This window comes from Aeromonas sp. ASNIH7, assembly GCF_002903485.1.
In the GTDB taxonomy this organism is placed as follows: domain Bacteria; phylum Pseudomonadota; class Gammaproteobacteria; order Enterobacterales; family Aeromonadaceae; genus Aeromonas; species Aeromonas caviae.
Genome location: NZ_CP026226.1, coordinates 1,298,062 through 1,312,120, shown reverse-complemented (window position 1 = coordinate 1,312,120; position 14,059 = coordinate 1,298,062). Strand labels below are relative to the sequence as shown.

Genomic DNA, 14,059 nt, shown 5'->3' with positions numbered 1-14,059 from the left:
TTCAGTCGATCAACGCATAGGGCAGGGGTTGCAGACCGAGGCTGGAGCCCTCTTCCAGCTTGAGGCGGAAGCGGGCGTCGGCCTCGGTGTCCTTGGGCAGCACGGCGGTGAGCCACACCTGACCCTGCTGCTGCCAGGCGTTGAGCACCAGACCGCTGCGGCGCCAGTTGTCACCGAGCTGGATCTCCAGGGTGTCACCGCTGGCTACCTGCGTTGCGGCAGTGCCGCTCAGCACGAAGAGGGCGCGGTTGTTGGCGCCGCGATACTTGGCGCGCGCCACCGTCTCCTGCCCCATGTAGCAGCCCTTGTTGAAGCTGATGCCATCAAGGGCTTGCAGGTTCAGCATCTGGGGGATGTATTCCCCCTGGTGGACCGCTTCCAGATGGGGGAGACCGGCTTTGATTTCCAGCCCCCACCAGAGTCCTTCGTCGCCCACCGGCAGGTTCAGGGCCTGCGGGGATGTGGTCGCCAGCAGCCAGCGGTCCGCCTCCACCCTGACTACCATGCCGCCCTCCACCAGACCGGTGCCGGTCAGCGCGAAGTGCTGTGCCATCCAGTCGTCCGTCCCCTGACCGGCCAGTCCGGTCAGGCTGCCCTGAAACTCGCCGATCTCGACCTTGGCAAAGATCGCAAACTTCTTGAGCTCCGGCAGCTGGCGGGCCAGCACTGACGGCTTGGTCAACATCAGCAGGCTGTCTTCCAGGCAGAGCAGGCGAAAATCGCTCCACAGCTTGCCCTTGGGATCGCAGTGGCCGCCGAGGGTGCTCTGACCCGGTTGCAGGGCGTTGACGTCGCAGGTGACCAGACCTTGCAGATACTTGGCGCGATCCGGGCCGCCGAGGCGGGTGATGGCCAGGTTGGTCAGGGAAAACAGGGTCGGCTCGGCAGGAAGAAGAGGGGTCGGCAGGCTCACGATGGGATTCCAGAGACAGAAAGTATGTGACCTGCATGGTAAAGACGTAAGGAATGTTTGTCAGCCGGAAAATCCTGCTGCTACCATTCCCCGGTCTTTGTAAGGAGAGTTCCATGTTGAACCCAAGTGAGAAGTCCCGCCTGAAGTGGGCCTGCCGTCGCGGCATGCTCGAGCTGGATGTGATCTTTATGCCCTTCTTTGAGCACGAGTTCGATGGCCTCGGCGAGGCCGAACAGCGCACCTTCATCCGCCTGCTGGAGTGCGAGGATCCCGAGCTGTTCCGCTGGTGCATGGGTCACGGCGTGCCCGAGGATCCCGATTTTGCCGCCATGATCCCCCTGATCCTCGAGCGCAATCAGGCCCGCCACGACAGCCTGCGCTGAGCCCGACTCGCGACCGCCACCCCTCATGGCCAGCCTCGCGTCTCCCCAGCGGGCAGTGATGCCCGTGATCGCCTCCCGCCAGCAGCGTCTGCTGCTGTGCATCCTGTTTCTGTTGCTGCTCTTGCCCGTCGCCAGCCTGATCCAGGGCTGGCAATGGGGGCTGTTCCTCCCTGTCTGGGGGCTGAGTCTGTGGCGCGCGTTGCGCCGCCATCCGGCGGCGAGCGGCGTGCTCGTCTGGGATGGGGAGTGGCTCGAGTGGCAAGGGGCGCGCCATCGGCTGGATCCCCGCAGCCGCATCCTGCCCGGGGTGCTCTGGTTGCGGCTGAAGACGGTGGAGGGCTCCGAGGGGCAGCTCTGGCTCTTCTCCGATGCCCTGGCCCCTGCACACTACCGCGCCCTGGCCCGCGCCATCCACCTCGCTGTCCGCTAGGGGCGTCTCTCTACCTGCTACATCTGCCGCTCATAGCAGATGACCCCGCCTGGGCGGGGTCATCTGGGGGAGGGCATACGCCCGAATCGAACGCAACGGCCTTATTCCAGATCCGGCGTCATTCCCGATCCGGGGTCAGCACGGTTGGCTTGGAGTCCGGCTGCATGTCCGGATAATCCAGGTTGTAGTGCAAACCGCGAGACTCCTTGCGCTCCAGGGCGCAGTTGACGATGAGCTCGGCCACCTGCAACAGGTTGCGCAGCTCCAGCAGGTTGTTGGAGACCCGGAAGTTGGCGTAGTACTCCTGCACCTCCTGCTTGAGCAGATCGATGCGACGCTTGGCCCGGGCCAGGCGCTTGTTGGTGCGCACTATGCCCACGTAGTCCCACATCATCAGCCGCAGCTCGTGCCAGTTGTGCTGGATCACCACCTGCTCGTCCGAGTCATCCACCTGGCTCTCGTCCCAGGCCGGCAGGCTGGGGGGCGCCACGCTGGTGGGCAGCTTGGCCAGGATGTCGGCTCCCGCCTGGTGGGCATAGACCACGCATTCGAGCAGGGAGTTGGAGGCCATGCGATTGGCGCCGTGCAACCCGGTATAGGTCACCTCGCCGATGGCATAGAGGCCGGGGATGTCGGTCTGGCCGTTGTTGTCGATCATCACGCCGCCACAGGTGTAGTGGGCCGCCGGGACGATGGGCATCGCCTCCCTGGTGATGTCGATACCGACCGCGAGGCAGCGCTCATAAATGGTCGGGAAGTGCTTGATGATGAAATCCGCCGGCTTGTGGCTGATGTCCAGATACATGCAATCCGCCCCGAGGCGCTTCATCTCGTGGTCGATGGCGCGGGCGACGATGTCCCGCGGGGCCAGCTCGGCCCGCTCGTCAAACTCCGGCATGAAGCGGCTGCCGTCGGGACGGCGCAGGTAGGCCCCTTCGCCACGCAGCGCTTCGGTCAGCAGGAAGTTGGGGTCGTCAGGGTGGAACAGGCTGGTGGGGTGGAACTGGTTGAACTCCAGGTTCGCCACCCGGCAGCCGGCGCGCCATGCCATGGCGATGCCGTCGCCAGAGCTGACGTCCGGGTTGGAGGTGTACTGGTACACCTTGGAGGCCCCGCCGGTGGCCAGCGCCACGAAGCGGGCGCGGATCACCTCGACCTGCTCGGCGTTGCGATTCCAGACATAGGCTCCCAATACCTTGTTGCCCGGCAGACCCAGCTTGCGGGTGGTGATGAGATCGACCGCGTTGAAGCGCTCCATCAGCTGGATGTTGGGGTGGGCGCGCACCTGGTCGATCAGGGTGAGCTGCACCGCCTTGCCGGTGGCGTCGGCCGCGTGGAAGATGCGGCGATGGCTGTGACCCCCTTCCCGGGTCAGGTGATAGTGGGATTCCCCCTCGGCATCCTCTTCCTGATCGAAGGGGACCCCTTGCTGAATGAGCCACTGGATGGAGTCGCGGGCGTTGCGGGCGGTGAACTCCACCACCGCCGGGTCGCACAACCCGGCGCCGGCGTTGAGCGTGTCGCTCACGTGGGATTCGATGCTGTCGGTCTCGTCGAACACGGCAGCGATGCCTCCTTGCGCATAGAGAGTGGCCCCCTCACTGATGGGCCCCTTGCTCAGAACCAGGACTTTGGCCTGGTCTGCCAATCGCAACGCGAGGGACAGACCGGCGGCACCGCTGCCAATGATGAGTACGTCGCAAAGGTATTCAACACTTGCTTTCATAAGTATCATTGGCCTGGATTAAGAACTGGCCCCATGGTAGCCCAAGGGGGGTTGTGATGCAGCCCGCATCACATTTTTTTCAATGCAAGCGAACTTTCCCTGATTCCTCCTGTCTGAACTTGTGCGCTTAGAAGGGGCCGGAAAAGAAAAACGATAACCTGATGGGGGTTTTACGGCTCTGATGAGCGACCAGAATCTACTGGACGAACAGCTGGTTGAACGGGTCCAGCGTGGCGATAAAAATGCATTCAACCTGTTGGTACGCAAGTACCAGCACAAGGTGGTCAACCTGGTGGCCAGGTATGTCAACAATCCGGGCGATGTACCGGATGTGGCGCAGGAGGCATTCATCAAGGCCTACCGTGCGTTGCCGACATTCCGTGGCGAGAGCGCGTTTTACACCTGGTTGTACCGGATTGCCGTCAACACGGCCAAAAACTACCTGACGTCACAGGGGCGCAGACCGCCCAGCAGTGATGTCGAAGCGGACGAGGCTGAATATTATGGTGGTGGTGAAGCCCTGCAAGAGGTGGCCACCCCGGAAAACCTGGCGCTGACCGACGAGATCAAGCGTACCGTGTTTACCGCCATAGAAGCCTTGCCAGAAGATTTGAGAACGGCGATCACCCTTCGTGAAATGGAAGGGCTGAGCTACGAGGAGATTGCGGAGATCATGGATTGTCCGGTGGGTACGGTGAGATCCCGCATCTTCCGGGCGAGGGAAGCAATCGATAAAAAGCTGCAACCTCTGATCGAGCATTAACTGGGGAAAGACAGGCAAACTTATGGCAAATAAAGAGCAACTTTCAGCCCTGATGGATGGCGACCTTAGCGAAATCGAGGTACTGAACGAGCTGGGAACGGATCCCGCTCTGCAGGATACCTGGTCGCGTTACCATCTGATCGGTGATGCCATGCGGGGTGACCTGCCGGTCAATCTGCAACTGGATCTCAGCGACAGCATCATGCTGGCGCTGGAGGATGAACCCGCCATACTGGCGCCCAAGCCGGCACAGCCTGCTGCGCCCCAGGTGCAGCCCGCCGGCAAGGTGATCCCCTTCGTTCGCCGCTTTGGCCAGCAAGTGGGGCAGTATGCCATTGCCGCCTCCGTGGCTGCCGCCGTCATCTTCGGCGTGCAGCAGTACCAGGGCAAGGATGGTGTACCGGCCAGTCCGGTGCTCAATACCATACCCGTGGGTGGCAGTGCTGCGCCGGTGAGCGTGCACTATCCCCAGGATGGCAGCCGGACCGGTGTGCGTCAGCAAGGTCTGAGCGAGCAGCAGATGCAGGAGCAGCGCGAGCGCATCAATGCCTTCCTGCGCGACCATCAACTGCAACAGCGTCTGCTGCAAGACAAGCAGATTCAGGAATAACGCATTTTTAGGGATCAGATCGTGCGCCAGTCCAGCCGTATCCTGCTGGCCTCTCTCCTGTTGATTTGTGCCAAGGCCTCGGCCGACGATCTGTCGGCCGAGGCCTTGTTGCAGCAGATGCAGAGTGCCGTTTCGCAACAAAACTTCGAATTGTCCATGGTCAAGGCCCGCCAGGGGCGCCTCGAGCCTATCCGTTTCAGCCACGGGATCATCGATGGCAAGGAGGTGGCTCACCTGAGCTATCTCGACGGCAAGGCCGTGGAGTTCCTGCAACGCCAGAACGAATACACCTTCTTCGAAAACACCCATGAACCCTACACCCTCAAGGGGGCGCGTTTCCCCGGGGTCTGGTCGAGCCTGGTGAGGATGCCGCTGCCCCGGGTGATGGAGAGTTATGACCCCGTGCTGGCGGGCCGCAGCCGGGTGGCCGGCCTGGTGGCACAAGTGGTACGGCTGGTGCCCAAGGAGGCGGACAAGTACGGCTTCGTGCTCTGGATTGACGAACAGAGCCATCTGCTGCTGCGGGTGGACATGGTGGATCGGGAAGGAAATCTGGTGGAGCAGGTGCTGGGGGTGGATCTGGACAGGCAATCTGCGCCGGCCCCCTGGCTGGTCACCCTGGCACGCAGCAAGCTGCCGGATGCGCTGGCGCTGGAAGATGCCTATCCCGCTCCCCAGCAGACCCTTAACTGGCACCTGACCTGGTTGCCCGATGGCTTCAAGGTGCTCTCTCAGGATCGGCATCAGCTGGTCAGCACCAGTCTGCCGGTGGATTACATGATGCTCTCCGACGGGCTGGTGGATCTCTCCGTCTACGTTTCCCGGGTCGATCCCAAGCAGGCGGTGCGCCAGCAGTTGATTCGCCAGGGGGCCACCTCGCTGGTGAGCTTCGTCAACGAGGTCGGGGTAGAGATCACCGTGGTGGGCGAGGTGCCCGCCGAAACCGCCAAGCGCATCGCCGAGGCCGTGCAGCCGCTGGCCCGCAACGAGGCGGTGCAGTGAGTCTTTGCCGTGAGACTTGCCCTGAGGGTGCCGCCGTGCTGAGATCCGGTGCATCCACCGCCCCCTGTGAGGAGTCATCAGGTGAGTAACATGAGTGAAGAGCTGGCCACAGTAGTGGCCATCGACGGCAATCACGCCTGGGTGGAGTGCGAGCGGCGATCCGCCTGCAGCGGTTGCCACCAACAATCCAGCTGCGGGACCGGCACCGTCGCCAAGGCCTTTCCCATGAAGGCGCAGCGGCTGCGGGTCGCCCTCACCGGCGATGTAGCGGTGGGCCAGCAGATCCGCCTGGGCATCCCTCAGGCCAGCATCCTGCGCGGTGCGGCCCTGGTGTACGTGCTGCCGCTCTTCTGTCTGCTGCTGGGCGCCCTGCTCGGCCAGCTCTGGCTGGTGCCGCTCTTGTCGGCGGGAGAGGGGGTGACCATCCTCTGCTGTCTGCTGGGCGGCGCCATCGGATTTTTACTGGTTCGTTACTTTTCTGACCGGCTCGAGCAGGGGGAATACGGTCCCCGCATGCTCGGGGTGGTGCTCAATACCCGTCATCTCTCTTGAGGGGCCTGGTCTGGCGGAGGGCATCCAGGTGCCCAACGCCCGCCAGACAAGGCGCTATTTGTGGGGCCCGCCGACTAAAGATTGGCCGTCGACCGGGTTATCCAGTAAAATCCTGCCCTCATATCCGACCCTAACTTAATTTTGAGTGATTCTTGCTCGATGAAACACATTCGTAACTTTTCGATTATTGCGCACATCGACCACGGTAAGTCGACCCTGTCGGACCGTTTGATCCAGACTTGCGGCGGCCTGTCCGATCGCGAGATGCAGGCCCAGGTGCTGGACTCCATGGATCTGGAGCGCGAGCGCGGCATTACCATCAAGGCACAGAGTGTGACCCTGAACTACCAGGCACAAGACGGTAACACCTATCAGCTGAACTTTATCGACACCCCGGGCCACGTGGATTTCTCCTACGAGGTTTCTCGCTCCCTGGCTGCCTGTGAAGGGGCACTGCTGGTGGTGGATGCCGGTCAGGGGGTTGAGGCACAGACTCTGGCCAACTGCTACACCGCCATGGAAATGGATCTGGAAGTGGTGCCGGTGCTGAACAAGATTGACCTGCCGGCCGCAGAGCCCGAGCGGGTTGCCGAGGAGATCGAGGACATTGTCGGCATCGACGCGGTGGACGCGGTGCGCTGCTCCGCCAAGACCGGCCTCGGTGTCGATCTGGTGCTGGAAGAGATCGTCGCCAAGATCCCGTCCCCAGAAGGGGATCCGGAGGCGCCGCTGCAGGCGCTGATCATCGACTCCTGGTTCGACTCCTACCTCGGGGTCGTGTCGCTCGTGCGGATCAAGAACGGTTCCCTGAAGAAGAACGACAAGATCAAGGTGATGAGCACCGGTCAGGTGTGGGGTGTGGATCGCATCGGTATCTTCACGCCGAAGCAGGTGGACACCGACGGCCTGGGTTGTGGCGAGGTAGGTTGGGTCGTCTGCGGCATCAAGGACATCCACGGTGCGCCGGTGGGGGATACCCTGACCCTGGCCAAGCACGGTGCCGAGAAGGCGCTGGCCGGCTTCAAGAAGGTGAAGCCCCAGGTCTATGCGGGCCTGTTCCCCATCTCCAGCGATGACTACGAGTCCTTCCGCGATGCGCTGGAGAAGCTCTCCCTCAACGATGCCTCCCTGTTCTACGAACCGGAGAGCTCCACGGCGCTGGGCTTCGGCTTCCGCTGCGGCTTCCTCGGGATGCTGCACATGGAGATCATCCAGGAGCGTCTGGAGCGTGAATACGATCTGGATCTCATCACCACCGCACCGACCGTGGTCTACGAGATCGAGCTGAACGATGGCTCCACCATCCACATCGACAGCCCGGCCCAGATGCCCGCCATCAACAACATCAAGGAGATGCGCGAGCCCATCGCCGAGTGCCACATCCTGCTGCCGCAGGAGTACATGGGCAACGTCATCACCCTCTGCATCGAGAAGCGCGGCGTACAGACCAACATGGTCTACCACGGCAAGCAGGTGGCGCTGACCTACGAGATCCCGATGGCGGAAGTGGTGCTCGACTTCTTCGACCGTCTGAAGTCCACCAGTCGCGGCTACGCCTCCCTGGACTACGGCTTCAAGCGTTTCGAAACCTCCGACATGGTCCGTCTGGACATCATGATCAACGGCGAGCGGGTCGACGCCCTGGCCATCATCACCCACAAGGAGAACGCCCAGTATCGCGGTCGCCAGGTGGTGGAGAAGATGCGCGAGCTGATCCCGCGCCAGATGTTCGACATCGCCATCCAGGCCGCCATCGGCAACCAGATCATCGCCCGCAGCACCGTCAAGGCATTGCGTAAAGACGTCACCGCCAAGTGCTACGGTGGTGACGTGAGCCGGAAGAAGAAGCTGTTGAACAAGCAGAAAGAAGGCAAGAAGCGGATGAAGTCTCTGGGCCGTGTGGACGTGCCGCAAGAGGCCTTCCTCGCCATTCTCCACGTCGGAAAGGATTAATCGATGGCAAGCACCTTTTCCCTGATCCTCGTCGTCGTCACCCTGCTGACCGGCATCATCTGGACGCTCGACAAGCTGGTCTGGGCCAAGCAGCGGGCGGCCAAGATTGCCGCCGCCCGTGCCAATGCCGGTCCGGATGTGGACGAGAAGACACTGGCCAAGGTGGCCCCCATGCCGGTCTGGATCGAACAGACCGGCGGGGTTTTCCCGGTGATCGCGCTGGTGCTGATCCTGCGCTCCTTCATCTTCGAGCCGTTCCAGATCCCGTCCGGCTCCATGATGCCGACCCTGCTGGTGGGCGACTTCATCCTGGTGGAGAAGTTTGCCTACGGCCTCAAGGACCCGGTGACCAACACCAAGTTCCTCGAGACCGGTGAGCCGAAGCGCGGTGATGTGGTGGTCTTCAAGTATCCGCTGGATACCCGGGTGGACTACATCAAGCGGGTGGTCGGCATGCCCGGCGATCGGGTCATCTATCGCAACAAGGAGCTGATGATCCGGCCCAAGTGCGATGAGCAGGAAGGGAAAACGTGCCCTGGCTTCCAGAAGCTGGACGTCAAGTTCGAGCAGCGCGGCGAGTTCAGCCAGATGGGGATCCCGCTGGATCGCTACACCGAACAGCTGGGTGATGTCTCCCACGAGACCTTGCGCAACCCGCTGATGCCGGACCTGGTGGACCGCTACTATCGCCAGCCCGGCACCTACCCCGACGAGTGGGTGGTGCCGGAAGGCCACTATTTCGTGATGGGTGACAACCGCGACAACAGCACCGACAGCCGTTTCTGGGGCTTCGTGCCCGAGCAGAACCTGGTGGGCAAGGCGGTCGCCATCTGGATCAGTTTCGAATTCGAGCGCGAGGAAGGATCCAGCTTGCCGAGCTGGGTGCCGACCGGTGTGCGCTTCAACCGCATTGGCGGAATCAAGTAAATGAATATCAAGATGAACAGACTGCAGTCCCGTCTCGGGCATGTCTTTCAGGATCCTGAGCTGCTGACCCGGGCACTGACCCATCGCAGCGCAGGGTCCCGTCACAACGAGCGCCTGGAATTTCTGGGGGACTCCATCCTGAGTCTGGTGATTGCCGATGACCTCTTCCACCGCTTCCCGCAGGCGGCGGAAGGGGATCTCAGCCGGATGCGCGCCACCCTGGTGCGCGAGAAGACGCTGGCCGAGCTGGGCCGGGAATTCGACCTCGGGGATCACCTGATCCTGGGGCCGGGGGAGCTGAAAAGCGGCGGTTTTCGCCGCGAGTCCATCCTGGCCGACACCGTCGAGGCGGTGATCGGCGCCATCTATCTGGACACGGATCTGGAGCGGGTGCGCAGCCTCCTGCTCGGCTGGTATGCCAGCCGCCTTGGCGAGATCAAGCCCGGGATCGAACAGAAGGATCCCAAGACCCGTCTGCAAGAGATCCTGCAGGGCAGCCGCAAATCCCTGCCGACCTACACGGTGACCAACGTCAAGGGCGAGGCCCACAACCAGGAGTTCACCGTCCAGTGCGAAGTGGATGGGCTGGATGGCCCCCTGGTCGGGATCGGCTCCAGCCGCCGCAAGGCCGAACAGGCCGCGGCGCAGCAAGCACTGGAACGGCTGTCATGAGCACCATGACGGATCCGGCACTGTGCGCTCATTTCACTCCATCAGCATTGGGAACGCGGTCATGACAGATACCACCTATTGCGGCTTTGTCGCCATCGTGGGCCGCCCCAACGTGGGCAAGTCCACCCTGCTCAACAAGTTGCTCGGCCAGAAGGTCAGCATCACCTCGAAGAAGCCCCAGACTACCCGTCACCGGATCCTGGGGATCGACACCGAGGAGAACCATCAGACCATCTATGTGGATACCCCGGGTCTGCACATCGAGGAGAAGCGGGCCATCAACCGCCTGATGAACCGCGCCGCCACCAGTTCCCTGGGGGACGTGGCCATGGTGGTGTTCGTGGTGGACGGCACTCACTGGACCAAGGATGACGAGATGGTGCTGGGCAAGCTGCGCCACCTCAAGTGCCCCGTGGTGCTGGCGGTCAACAAGATCGACAACGTCAAGGAGAAAGAGGATCTGCTGCCGCACCTCGAGTGGCTGGGTCAGCAGATGAACTTTGCTCACATCCTGCCCATCAGCGCCGAGAAGGGCACCAACGTGGAGAAGATCCGCGAGTGGGCCAAGGATCTGCTGCCGGAGAACGTCCACTTCTTCCCGGAAGATTACGTGACCGACCGCTCTTCCCGCTTCATGGCCTCCGAGATCATCCGCGAGAAGCTGATGCGCTTCACCGGCGAGGAGCTGCCCTATTCGGTGACGGTGGAGATCGAGCGCTTCAAGGTGGAGGAGACCGGTCTCTACCACATCCACGGGCTCATCCTGGTGGAGCGCGAAGGCCAGAAAAAGATGGTCATCGGCAACAAGGGCGAGAAGATCAAGACCATCGGCACAGAGGCGCGCATCGACATGGAACGGCTGTTCCAGAACAAGGTGCATCTCGAGCTGTGGGTCAAGGTCAAGTCCGGCTGGGCCGACGACGAGCGGGCCCTGCGCAGCCTCGGGTATGGCGACGACTGATTGCTGACCCCGGCTTTCGTCATCCACAGTCGGCCCTATCGGGAGACCAGCCAGCTGGTCGAGGTCTTCACCCAGGATAGCGGTCGATTCACCCTGGTGGCTCGCGGTTCCCGCGGGCCACGCTCCTCTCTGAAGGGGCTGCTTCAGCCCTTCACCCTGCTCACCATTGCCTGGCGCGGCAAGGGGGATCTCAAGAACCTCACCCAGGTGGAGTGCCCGGATCACTCGTTGCGCCTCGGCGGGGATCGTCTCTTCTACGGCCTCTATCTCAACGAGCTGGTCTACTACCTGCTGGAAGCGCACACCCCCTTCCCCGAGGTGTTCGACGCCTATGCCCGTGCCATCATGGCCCTGGCGGACGGCGAGACCCCGGAGCTGCCCCTGCGCCGCTTCGAGTTCCTGCTGCTGCAGGCCCTGGGCTACGCGGTGGACTTCGAATATGCCGCGGACGACGACTCCCCCATCGACCCCACCCTGCTCTACGGCTTCGAGCGGGAGCTCGGCTTTGTCGCTTGCGAGCGGGCGCCGGATCCCCGTACCCTGTTCCTCGGCGCCCACCTGCTGGCCTTCGCCGAGGGGCGTTTTGACACGCCTCCCTTGCTGCAGGCGGCCAAGCGTTTCAGCCGACTGGCGCTGCAGCCCTATCTCGGCAAGCGTCAACTGAAGAGCAGGGAGCTCTTTTTGAAGCGAAAAGGCAGTGTTTCAAGCTGATTTTTATTATCTGGTGATGTTTTGTGTTTATGACATCGCCTTTCATGAACAATAATGCTGTCGCCGCGACCAGAACCGGCCTGCGGCGGCACATGGACAGAGGAGCGGGCTCCACCCGCTCCGGCATTCACAGATGACCTGTATCAAGGAGTAAGCAATGAGCGAGATCTACCTGGGTGTGAACATCGACCATATCGCCACCCTGCGCAACGCCCGCGGCACCCAGTATCCGGATCCGGTACAGGCCGCCTTCGTGGCCGAGCAGGCCGGTGCCGATGGCATCACGGTCCACCTGCGGGAAGATCGCCGCCACATCACCGACCGGGACGTGGAGATCCTGCGCCAGACCATCCAGACCAGGATGAACCTGGAGATGGCGGTGACCGAGGAGATGATCGGCATCGCCTGCCGCATCAAGCCCCACTTTGTCTGCCTGGTGCCGGAGAAGCGCACCGAGGTGACCACCGAGGGTGGTCTGGACGTGGCGGGCCAGCTGGACAAGGTGACCGATGCGGTGACCCGTCTTGCGGCCGTCGGTGCTCAGGTATCCCTCTTCATCGATGCAGATCCGTTGCAGATCGATGCGGCCGCCGCGAGCGGTGCTCCCTTCATCGAGATCCACACCGGCCGCTACGCCGATGCCACCACGGATGCCGAGCGCAACGCCGAGTTCAAGCGCATCGCCGCCGGAGCTTCCTACGCCGCTGGCAAGGGCTTGAAGGTCAATGCGGGCCACGGTCTGCACTACCACAACGTCAAGGCCATCGCCGCCATCCCCGAGCTCTATGAGCTCAACATCGGTCACGCCATCATCGGTCGCGCCGCCTTCGACGGTCTGGCCAAGGCGGTCAGCGACATGCGTGCGCTGATGCAGGAAGCCCGTCAGGGGATCTGATGCCGCTTCGCAGGTATGAAAACCACAAGGGACGCTTCGGCGTCCCTTGTGGTTTTCAGGAGTGGAAGGCGGGGTGAACCCCGTGCTCATCTGGCAGGGGGCCGGGCATCCGTGTGCAGAGGGCGAAAGGGAAGGGGCGCCTCAGCCTGGTTCCGGGAAGTAGCGCTCCAGCAGGGCGGTGAGGATGGCCTGGCACTCGGCATCCGGCTCGCCGGTGACCAGGGCGGAGCGAAAGTGAAGCTGGAAGGCGCGCAGGACGGCGCGGCTCTGCTCATCCCAGGCGCCGTGCTGGGGTAGGCCGTAGCCGTAACGGGCAAGCTGCTGCTGCCATTGCAGCGCATCCCAGGGGATGAGCTGCGTCTGGCGCAGCTCGGCCACCCGGGCCTCGTCGGGCCAGGCGCCGACACCGTAGCGCAGGGCGAGCTCGCGCCAGGGGAACCGGGGGCCGGGATCCTGCTTGCGCTCGGGGGCGACATCGCTGTGGGCCAGCACCTGGGTGGGGGGTATCTGGTAGCGTTCGACCAGATCCCGGGCGAGTGCGCCGAGGGCGGCGATCTGGGCAGGAGGATAGGGTTGCCAGTGTCTCAGATGGGCGGGCAGGGCCGCGTCTTTCTCGTCATACCCGAGATTCACTATCTCGATGCCGAGCGAACTGGCGTTGAGCCCGGCGTAGTGATGCCAGCGACTGCGTCCGGCGTGCCAGGCCCGCTGGCTGTCGGGCACCAGCTGGTAGACCGGGAACGGTTGCTCGTCGGTGTCGCGGGGGATCAGGTAGTGGGCGCTCACCTTGTGCTCCGGTTCGGTCAGCAGGCGTAGGGAGCGGGCATCCTCTTCATCCGTGTAGTGCAGGATGAGAAAGGCGATGCGCTCGTTCTGGCTGGCACTCTGATGCTCCTGATTGAGACGATAGGGCGCAGGCTGGCAGGCGCCGAGCAGCAGGATGAGGGGCAGTGACCAGCGCCAGCGCGCCGCGAACCGGCACGCGCCGCCGCTCGTCGGGCGTGGAGCCAGCAGGCGGCGCCAGCCCATGGTCTAGCCTCGCACCTGGCCGGAGGCGGTCATCAGGGCCCGGGCCTGTATTTGGTGGTGAGGCCAATCAGGAAGTTGCGCAGGATCTGATCCCCGCAATCCTGATAGTGCTTGTGATCCCTGGCACGGAATAGGGCGCTCAGCTCGGACTTGGAGAGGTTGAAGTTCGCGAGCTTGAGGGTGCCCAGCATCTCCTCTTCCTTGTAGTTGAGGCCGATGCGCAGCTTGCGCAGGATCAGGTTGTTGTTGATCCGGTTCGGGATCACCTGGGGCGGGGCATCTTCCCGCACACCGCGGCGCAGGGCGATGAAGCCGTCGAGGAACTGGCTCAGTGCCGAGTCCGGGCAAGGGACAAAGCCCGGGTCCTGCTCTTCCCCTTCCGCCGCCTCTTTCAGCAACCAGCTGTGGAGCTGGGCGTGGGTGACGGTCAGGTTGCCCTTGGCAAAGATCTCGACCATCTGGTCGTTGCTGATGCTGAGGGCATAGCGCAGGCGGCGCAGAATATCGTTGTTGGTCATGTTGACTCCTGTGG

Annotated in this window: 16 protein-coding genes; 12 read left to right on the top strand and 4 right to left on the bottom strand. The window is 62.9% G+C overall.

Annotated features, from left to right (window positions below):
* Window position 1: 1 nt before the first annotated feature.
* Window positions 2-913 (bottom strand): tRNA-modifying protein YgfZ, encoded by a 912-nt coding sequence (gene ygfZ, locus C2U47_RS05980; RefSeq protein WP_199766841.1) that lies wholly within the window; start codon window positions 911-913, stop codon window positions 2-4.
* 113 nt (window positions 914-1,026) lie between these two features.
* On the opposite strand from ygfZ, the gene C2U47_RS05975 reads away from it, so the two are divergent.
* Both C2U47_RS05975 and C2U47_RS05970 read left to right on the top strand, forming a co-directional pair.
* Window positions 1,027-1,296: an FAD assembly factor SdhE gene (locus tag C2U47_RS05975; RefSeq protein ID WP_041213909.1), complete on the top strand. Its 270-nt coding sequence runs from the start codon at window positions 1,027-1,029 to the stop codon at window positions 1,294-1,296.
* A gap of 58 nt (window positions 1,297-1,354) precedes the next feature.
* On the top strand, window positions 1,355-1,726 hold the full coding sequence (locus C2U47_RS05970; RefSeq protein WP_043154867.1) for a protein YgfX: 372 nt from the start codon (window positions 1,355-1,357) through the stop codon (window positions 1,724-1,726).
* Window positions 1,727-1,844: 118 nt separating this feature from the next.
* Here C2U47_RS05970 and nadB read toward each other — a convergent pair whose 3' ends face one another.
* Window positions 1,845-3,452: an L-aspartate oxidase gene (gene nadB, locus C2U47_RS05965; protein WP_010675646.1), complete on the bottom strand. Its 1,608-nt coding sequence runs from the start codon at window positions 3,450-3,452 to the stop codon at window positions 1,845-1,847.
* Between the two features lie 181 nt (window positions 3,453-3,633).
* On the opposite strand from nadB, the gene rpoE reads away from it, so the two are divergent.
* The 10 genes from rpoE to pdxJ all read left to right on the top strand — a co-directional run bounded on the left by rpoE (window position 3,634) and on the right by pdxJ (window position 12,498).
* Window positions 3,634-4,215, top strand: coding sequence for an RNA polymerase sigma factor RpoE (gene rpoE, locus C2U47_RS05960; RefSeq protein ID WP_010675645.1), 582 nt, complete (start codon window positions 3,634-3,636; stop codon window positions 4,213-4,215).
* 22 nt (window positions 4,216-4,237) lie between these two features.
* Complete coding sequence (locus C2U47_RS05955) at window positions 4,238-4,825, top strand: sigma-E factor negative regulatory protein (RefSeq protein ID WP_043154818.1); 588 nt, start codon at window positions 4,238-4,240, stop codon at window positions 4,823-4,825.
* 21 nt (window positions 4,826-4,846) lie between these two features.
* The gene (locus C2U47_RS05950; RefSeq protein WP_010675643.1) at window positions 4,847-5,827 is read left to right on the top strand and encodes a MucB/RseB C-terminal domain-containing protein; all 981 of its coding nucleotides are present in this window, start codon (window positions 4,847-4,849) and stop codon (window positions 5,825-5,827) included.
* A 90-nt stretch (window positions 5,828-5,917) separates the two neighbouring features.
* On the top strand, window positions 5,918-6,379 hold the full coding sequence (locus tag C2U47_RS05945; protein ID WP_039040538.1) for a SoxR reducing system RseC family protein: 462 nt from the start codon (window positions 5,918-5,920) through the stop codon (window positions 6,377-6,379).
* 159 nt (window positions 6,380-6,538) lie between these two features.
* The gene (gene lepA / locus C2U47_RS05940; RefSeq protein ID WP_010675641.1) at window positions 6,539-8,332 is read left to right on the top strand and encodes a translation elongation factor 4; all 1,794 of its coding nucleotides are present in this window, start codon (window positions 6,539-6,541) and stop codon (window positions 8,330-8,332) included.
* 3 nt (window positions 8,333-8,335) lie between these two features.
* Window positions 8,336-9,259 (top strand): signal peptidase I, encoded by a 924-nt coding sequence (gene lepB / locus C2U47_RS05935; protein ID WP_010675640.1) that lies wholly within the window; start codon window positions 8,336-8,338, stop codon window positions 9,257-9,259.
* Window positions 9,260-9,931, top strand: a complete 672-nt coding sequence (rnc, locus tag C2U47_RS05930) for a ribonuclease III (RefSeq protein ID WP_010675639.1) — start codon at window positions 9,260-9,262, stop codon at window positions 9,929-9,931. It abuts the gene before it with no gap.
* Between the two features lie 61 nt (window positions 9,932-9,992).
* Window positions 9,993-10,892, top strand: a complete 900-nt coding sequence (gene era, locus C2U47_RS05925; RefSeq protein ID WP_041211854.1) for a GTPase Era — start codon at window positions 9,993-9,995, stop codon at window positions 10,890-10,892.
* Entirely contained in the window at window positions 10,893-11,603 is a 711-nt protein-coding gene (gene recO, locus C2U47_RS05920; RefSeq protein WP_039040537.1) for a DNA repair protein RecO, read from the top strand.
* 157 nt (window positions 11,604-11,760) lie between these two features.
* Window positions 11,761-12,498 carry a pyridoxine 5'-phosphate synthase gene (gene pdxJ / locus C2U47_RS05915; RefSeq protein WP_010675636.1) on the top strand — a complete coding sequence of 246 codons (738 nt, stop codon included), beginning with the start codon at window positions 11,761-11,763 and terminating at the stop codon, window positions 12,496-12,498.
* A 141-nt stretch (window positions 12,499-12,639) separates the two neighbouring features.
* Here the strand turns inward: pdxJ and C2U47_RS05910 are convergent, their stop codons facing one another.
* Together C2U47_RS05910 and C2U47_RS05905 are read right to left on the bottom strand one after the other, a co-directional pair.
* Window positions 12,640-13,527 carry an N-acetylmuramoyl-L-alanine amidase gene (locus C2U47_RS05910; protein WP_223917952.1) on the bottom strand — a complete coding sequence of 296 codons (888 nt, stop codon included), beginning with the start codon at window positions 13,525-13,527 and terminating at the stop codon, window positions 12,640-12,642.
* 32 nt (window positions 13,528-13,559) lie between these two features.
* A complete protein-coding gene (locus C2U47_RS05905) occupies window positions 13,560-14,045 on the bottom strand; it encodes a DUF1456 family protein (RefSeq protein WP_049636104.1) in 486 nt (161 codons plus the stop codon).
* Between the last annotated feature and the right edge of the window lie 14 nt (window positions 14,046-14,059).

Bases quoted from the DNA above. Each gene is read 5' to 3' on its own strand.
- rpoE (WP_010675645.1), top strand. From the start codon at position 3,634: ATGAGCGACCAGAATCTACTGGACGAACAGCTGGTTGAACGGGTCCAG.
- rnc (WP_010675639.1), top strand. From the start codon at position 9,260: ATGAATATCAAGATGAACAGACTGCAGTCCCGTCTCGGGCATGTCTTT.
- C2U47_RS05945 (WP_039040538.1), top strand. From the start codon at position 5,918: ATGAGTGAAGAGCTGGCCACAGTAGTGGCCATCGACGGCAATCACGCC.
- C2U47_RS05970 (WP_043154867.1), top strand. From the start codon at position 1,355: ATGCCCGTGATCGCCTCCCGCCAGCAGCGTCTGCTGCTGTGCATCCTG.
- lepA (WP_010675641.1), top strand. From the start codon at position 6,539: ATGAAACACATTCGTAACTTTTCGATTATTGCGCACATCGACCACGGT.
- lepB (WP_010675640.1), top strand. From the start codon at position 8,336: ATGGCAAGCACCTTTTCCCTGATCCTCGTCGTCGTCACCCTGCTGACC.
- C2U47_RS05975 (WP_041213909.1), top strand. From the start codon at position 1,027: ATGTTGAACCCAAGTGAGAAGTCCCGCCTGAAGTGGGCCTGCCGTCGC.
- C2U47_RS05910 (WP_223917952.1), bottom strand. From the start codon at position 13,527: ATGGGCTGGCGCCGCCTGCTGGCTCCACGCCCGACGAGCGGCGGCGCG.
- nadB (WP_010675646.1), bottom strand. From the start codon at position 3,452: ATGAAAGCAAGTGTTGAATACCTTTGCGACGTACTCATCATTGGCAGC.
- C2U47_RS05905 (WP_049636104.1), bottom strand. From the start codon at position 14,045: ATGACCAACAACGATATTCTGCGCCGCCTGCGCTATGCCCTCAGCATC.
- era (WP_041211854.1), top strand. From the start codon at position 9,993: ATGACAGATACCACCTATTGCGGCTTTGTCGCCATCGTGGGCCGCCCC.
- pdxJ (WP_010675636.1), top strand. From the start codon at position 11,761: ATGAGCGAGATCTACCTGGGTGTGAACATCGACCATATCGCCACCCTG.
- C2U47_RS05955 (WP_043154818.1), top strand. From the start codon at position 4,238: ATGGCAAATAAAGAGCAACTTTCAGCCCTGATGGATGGCGACCTTAGC.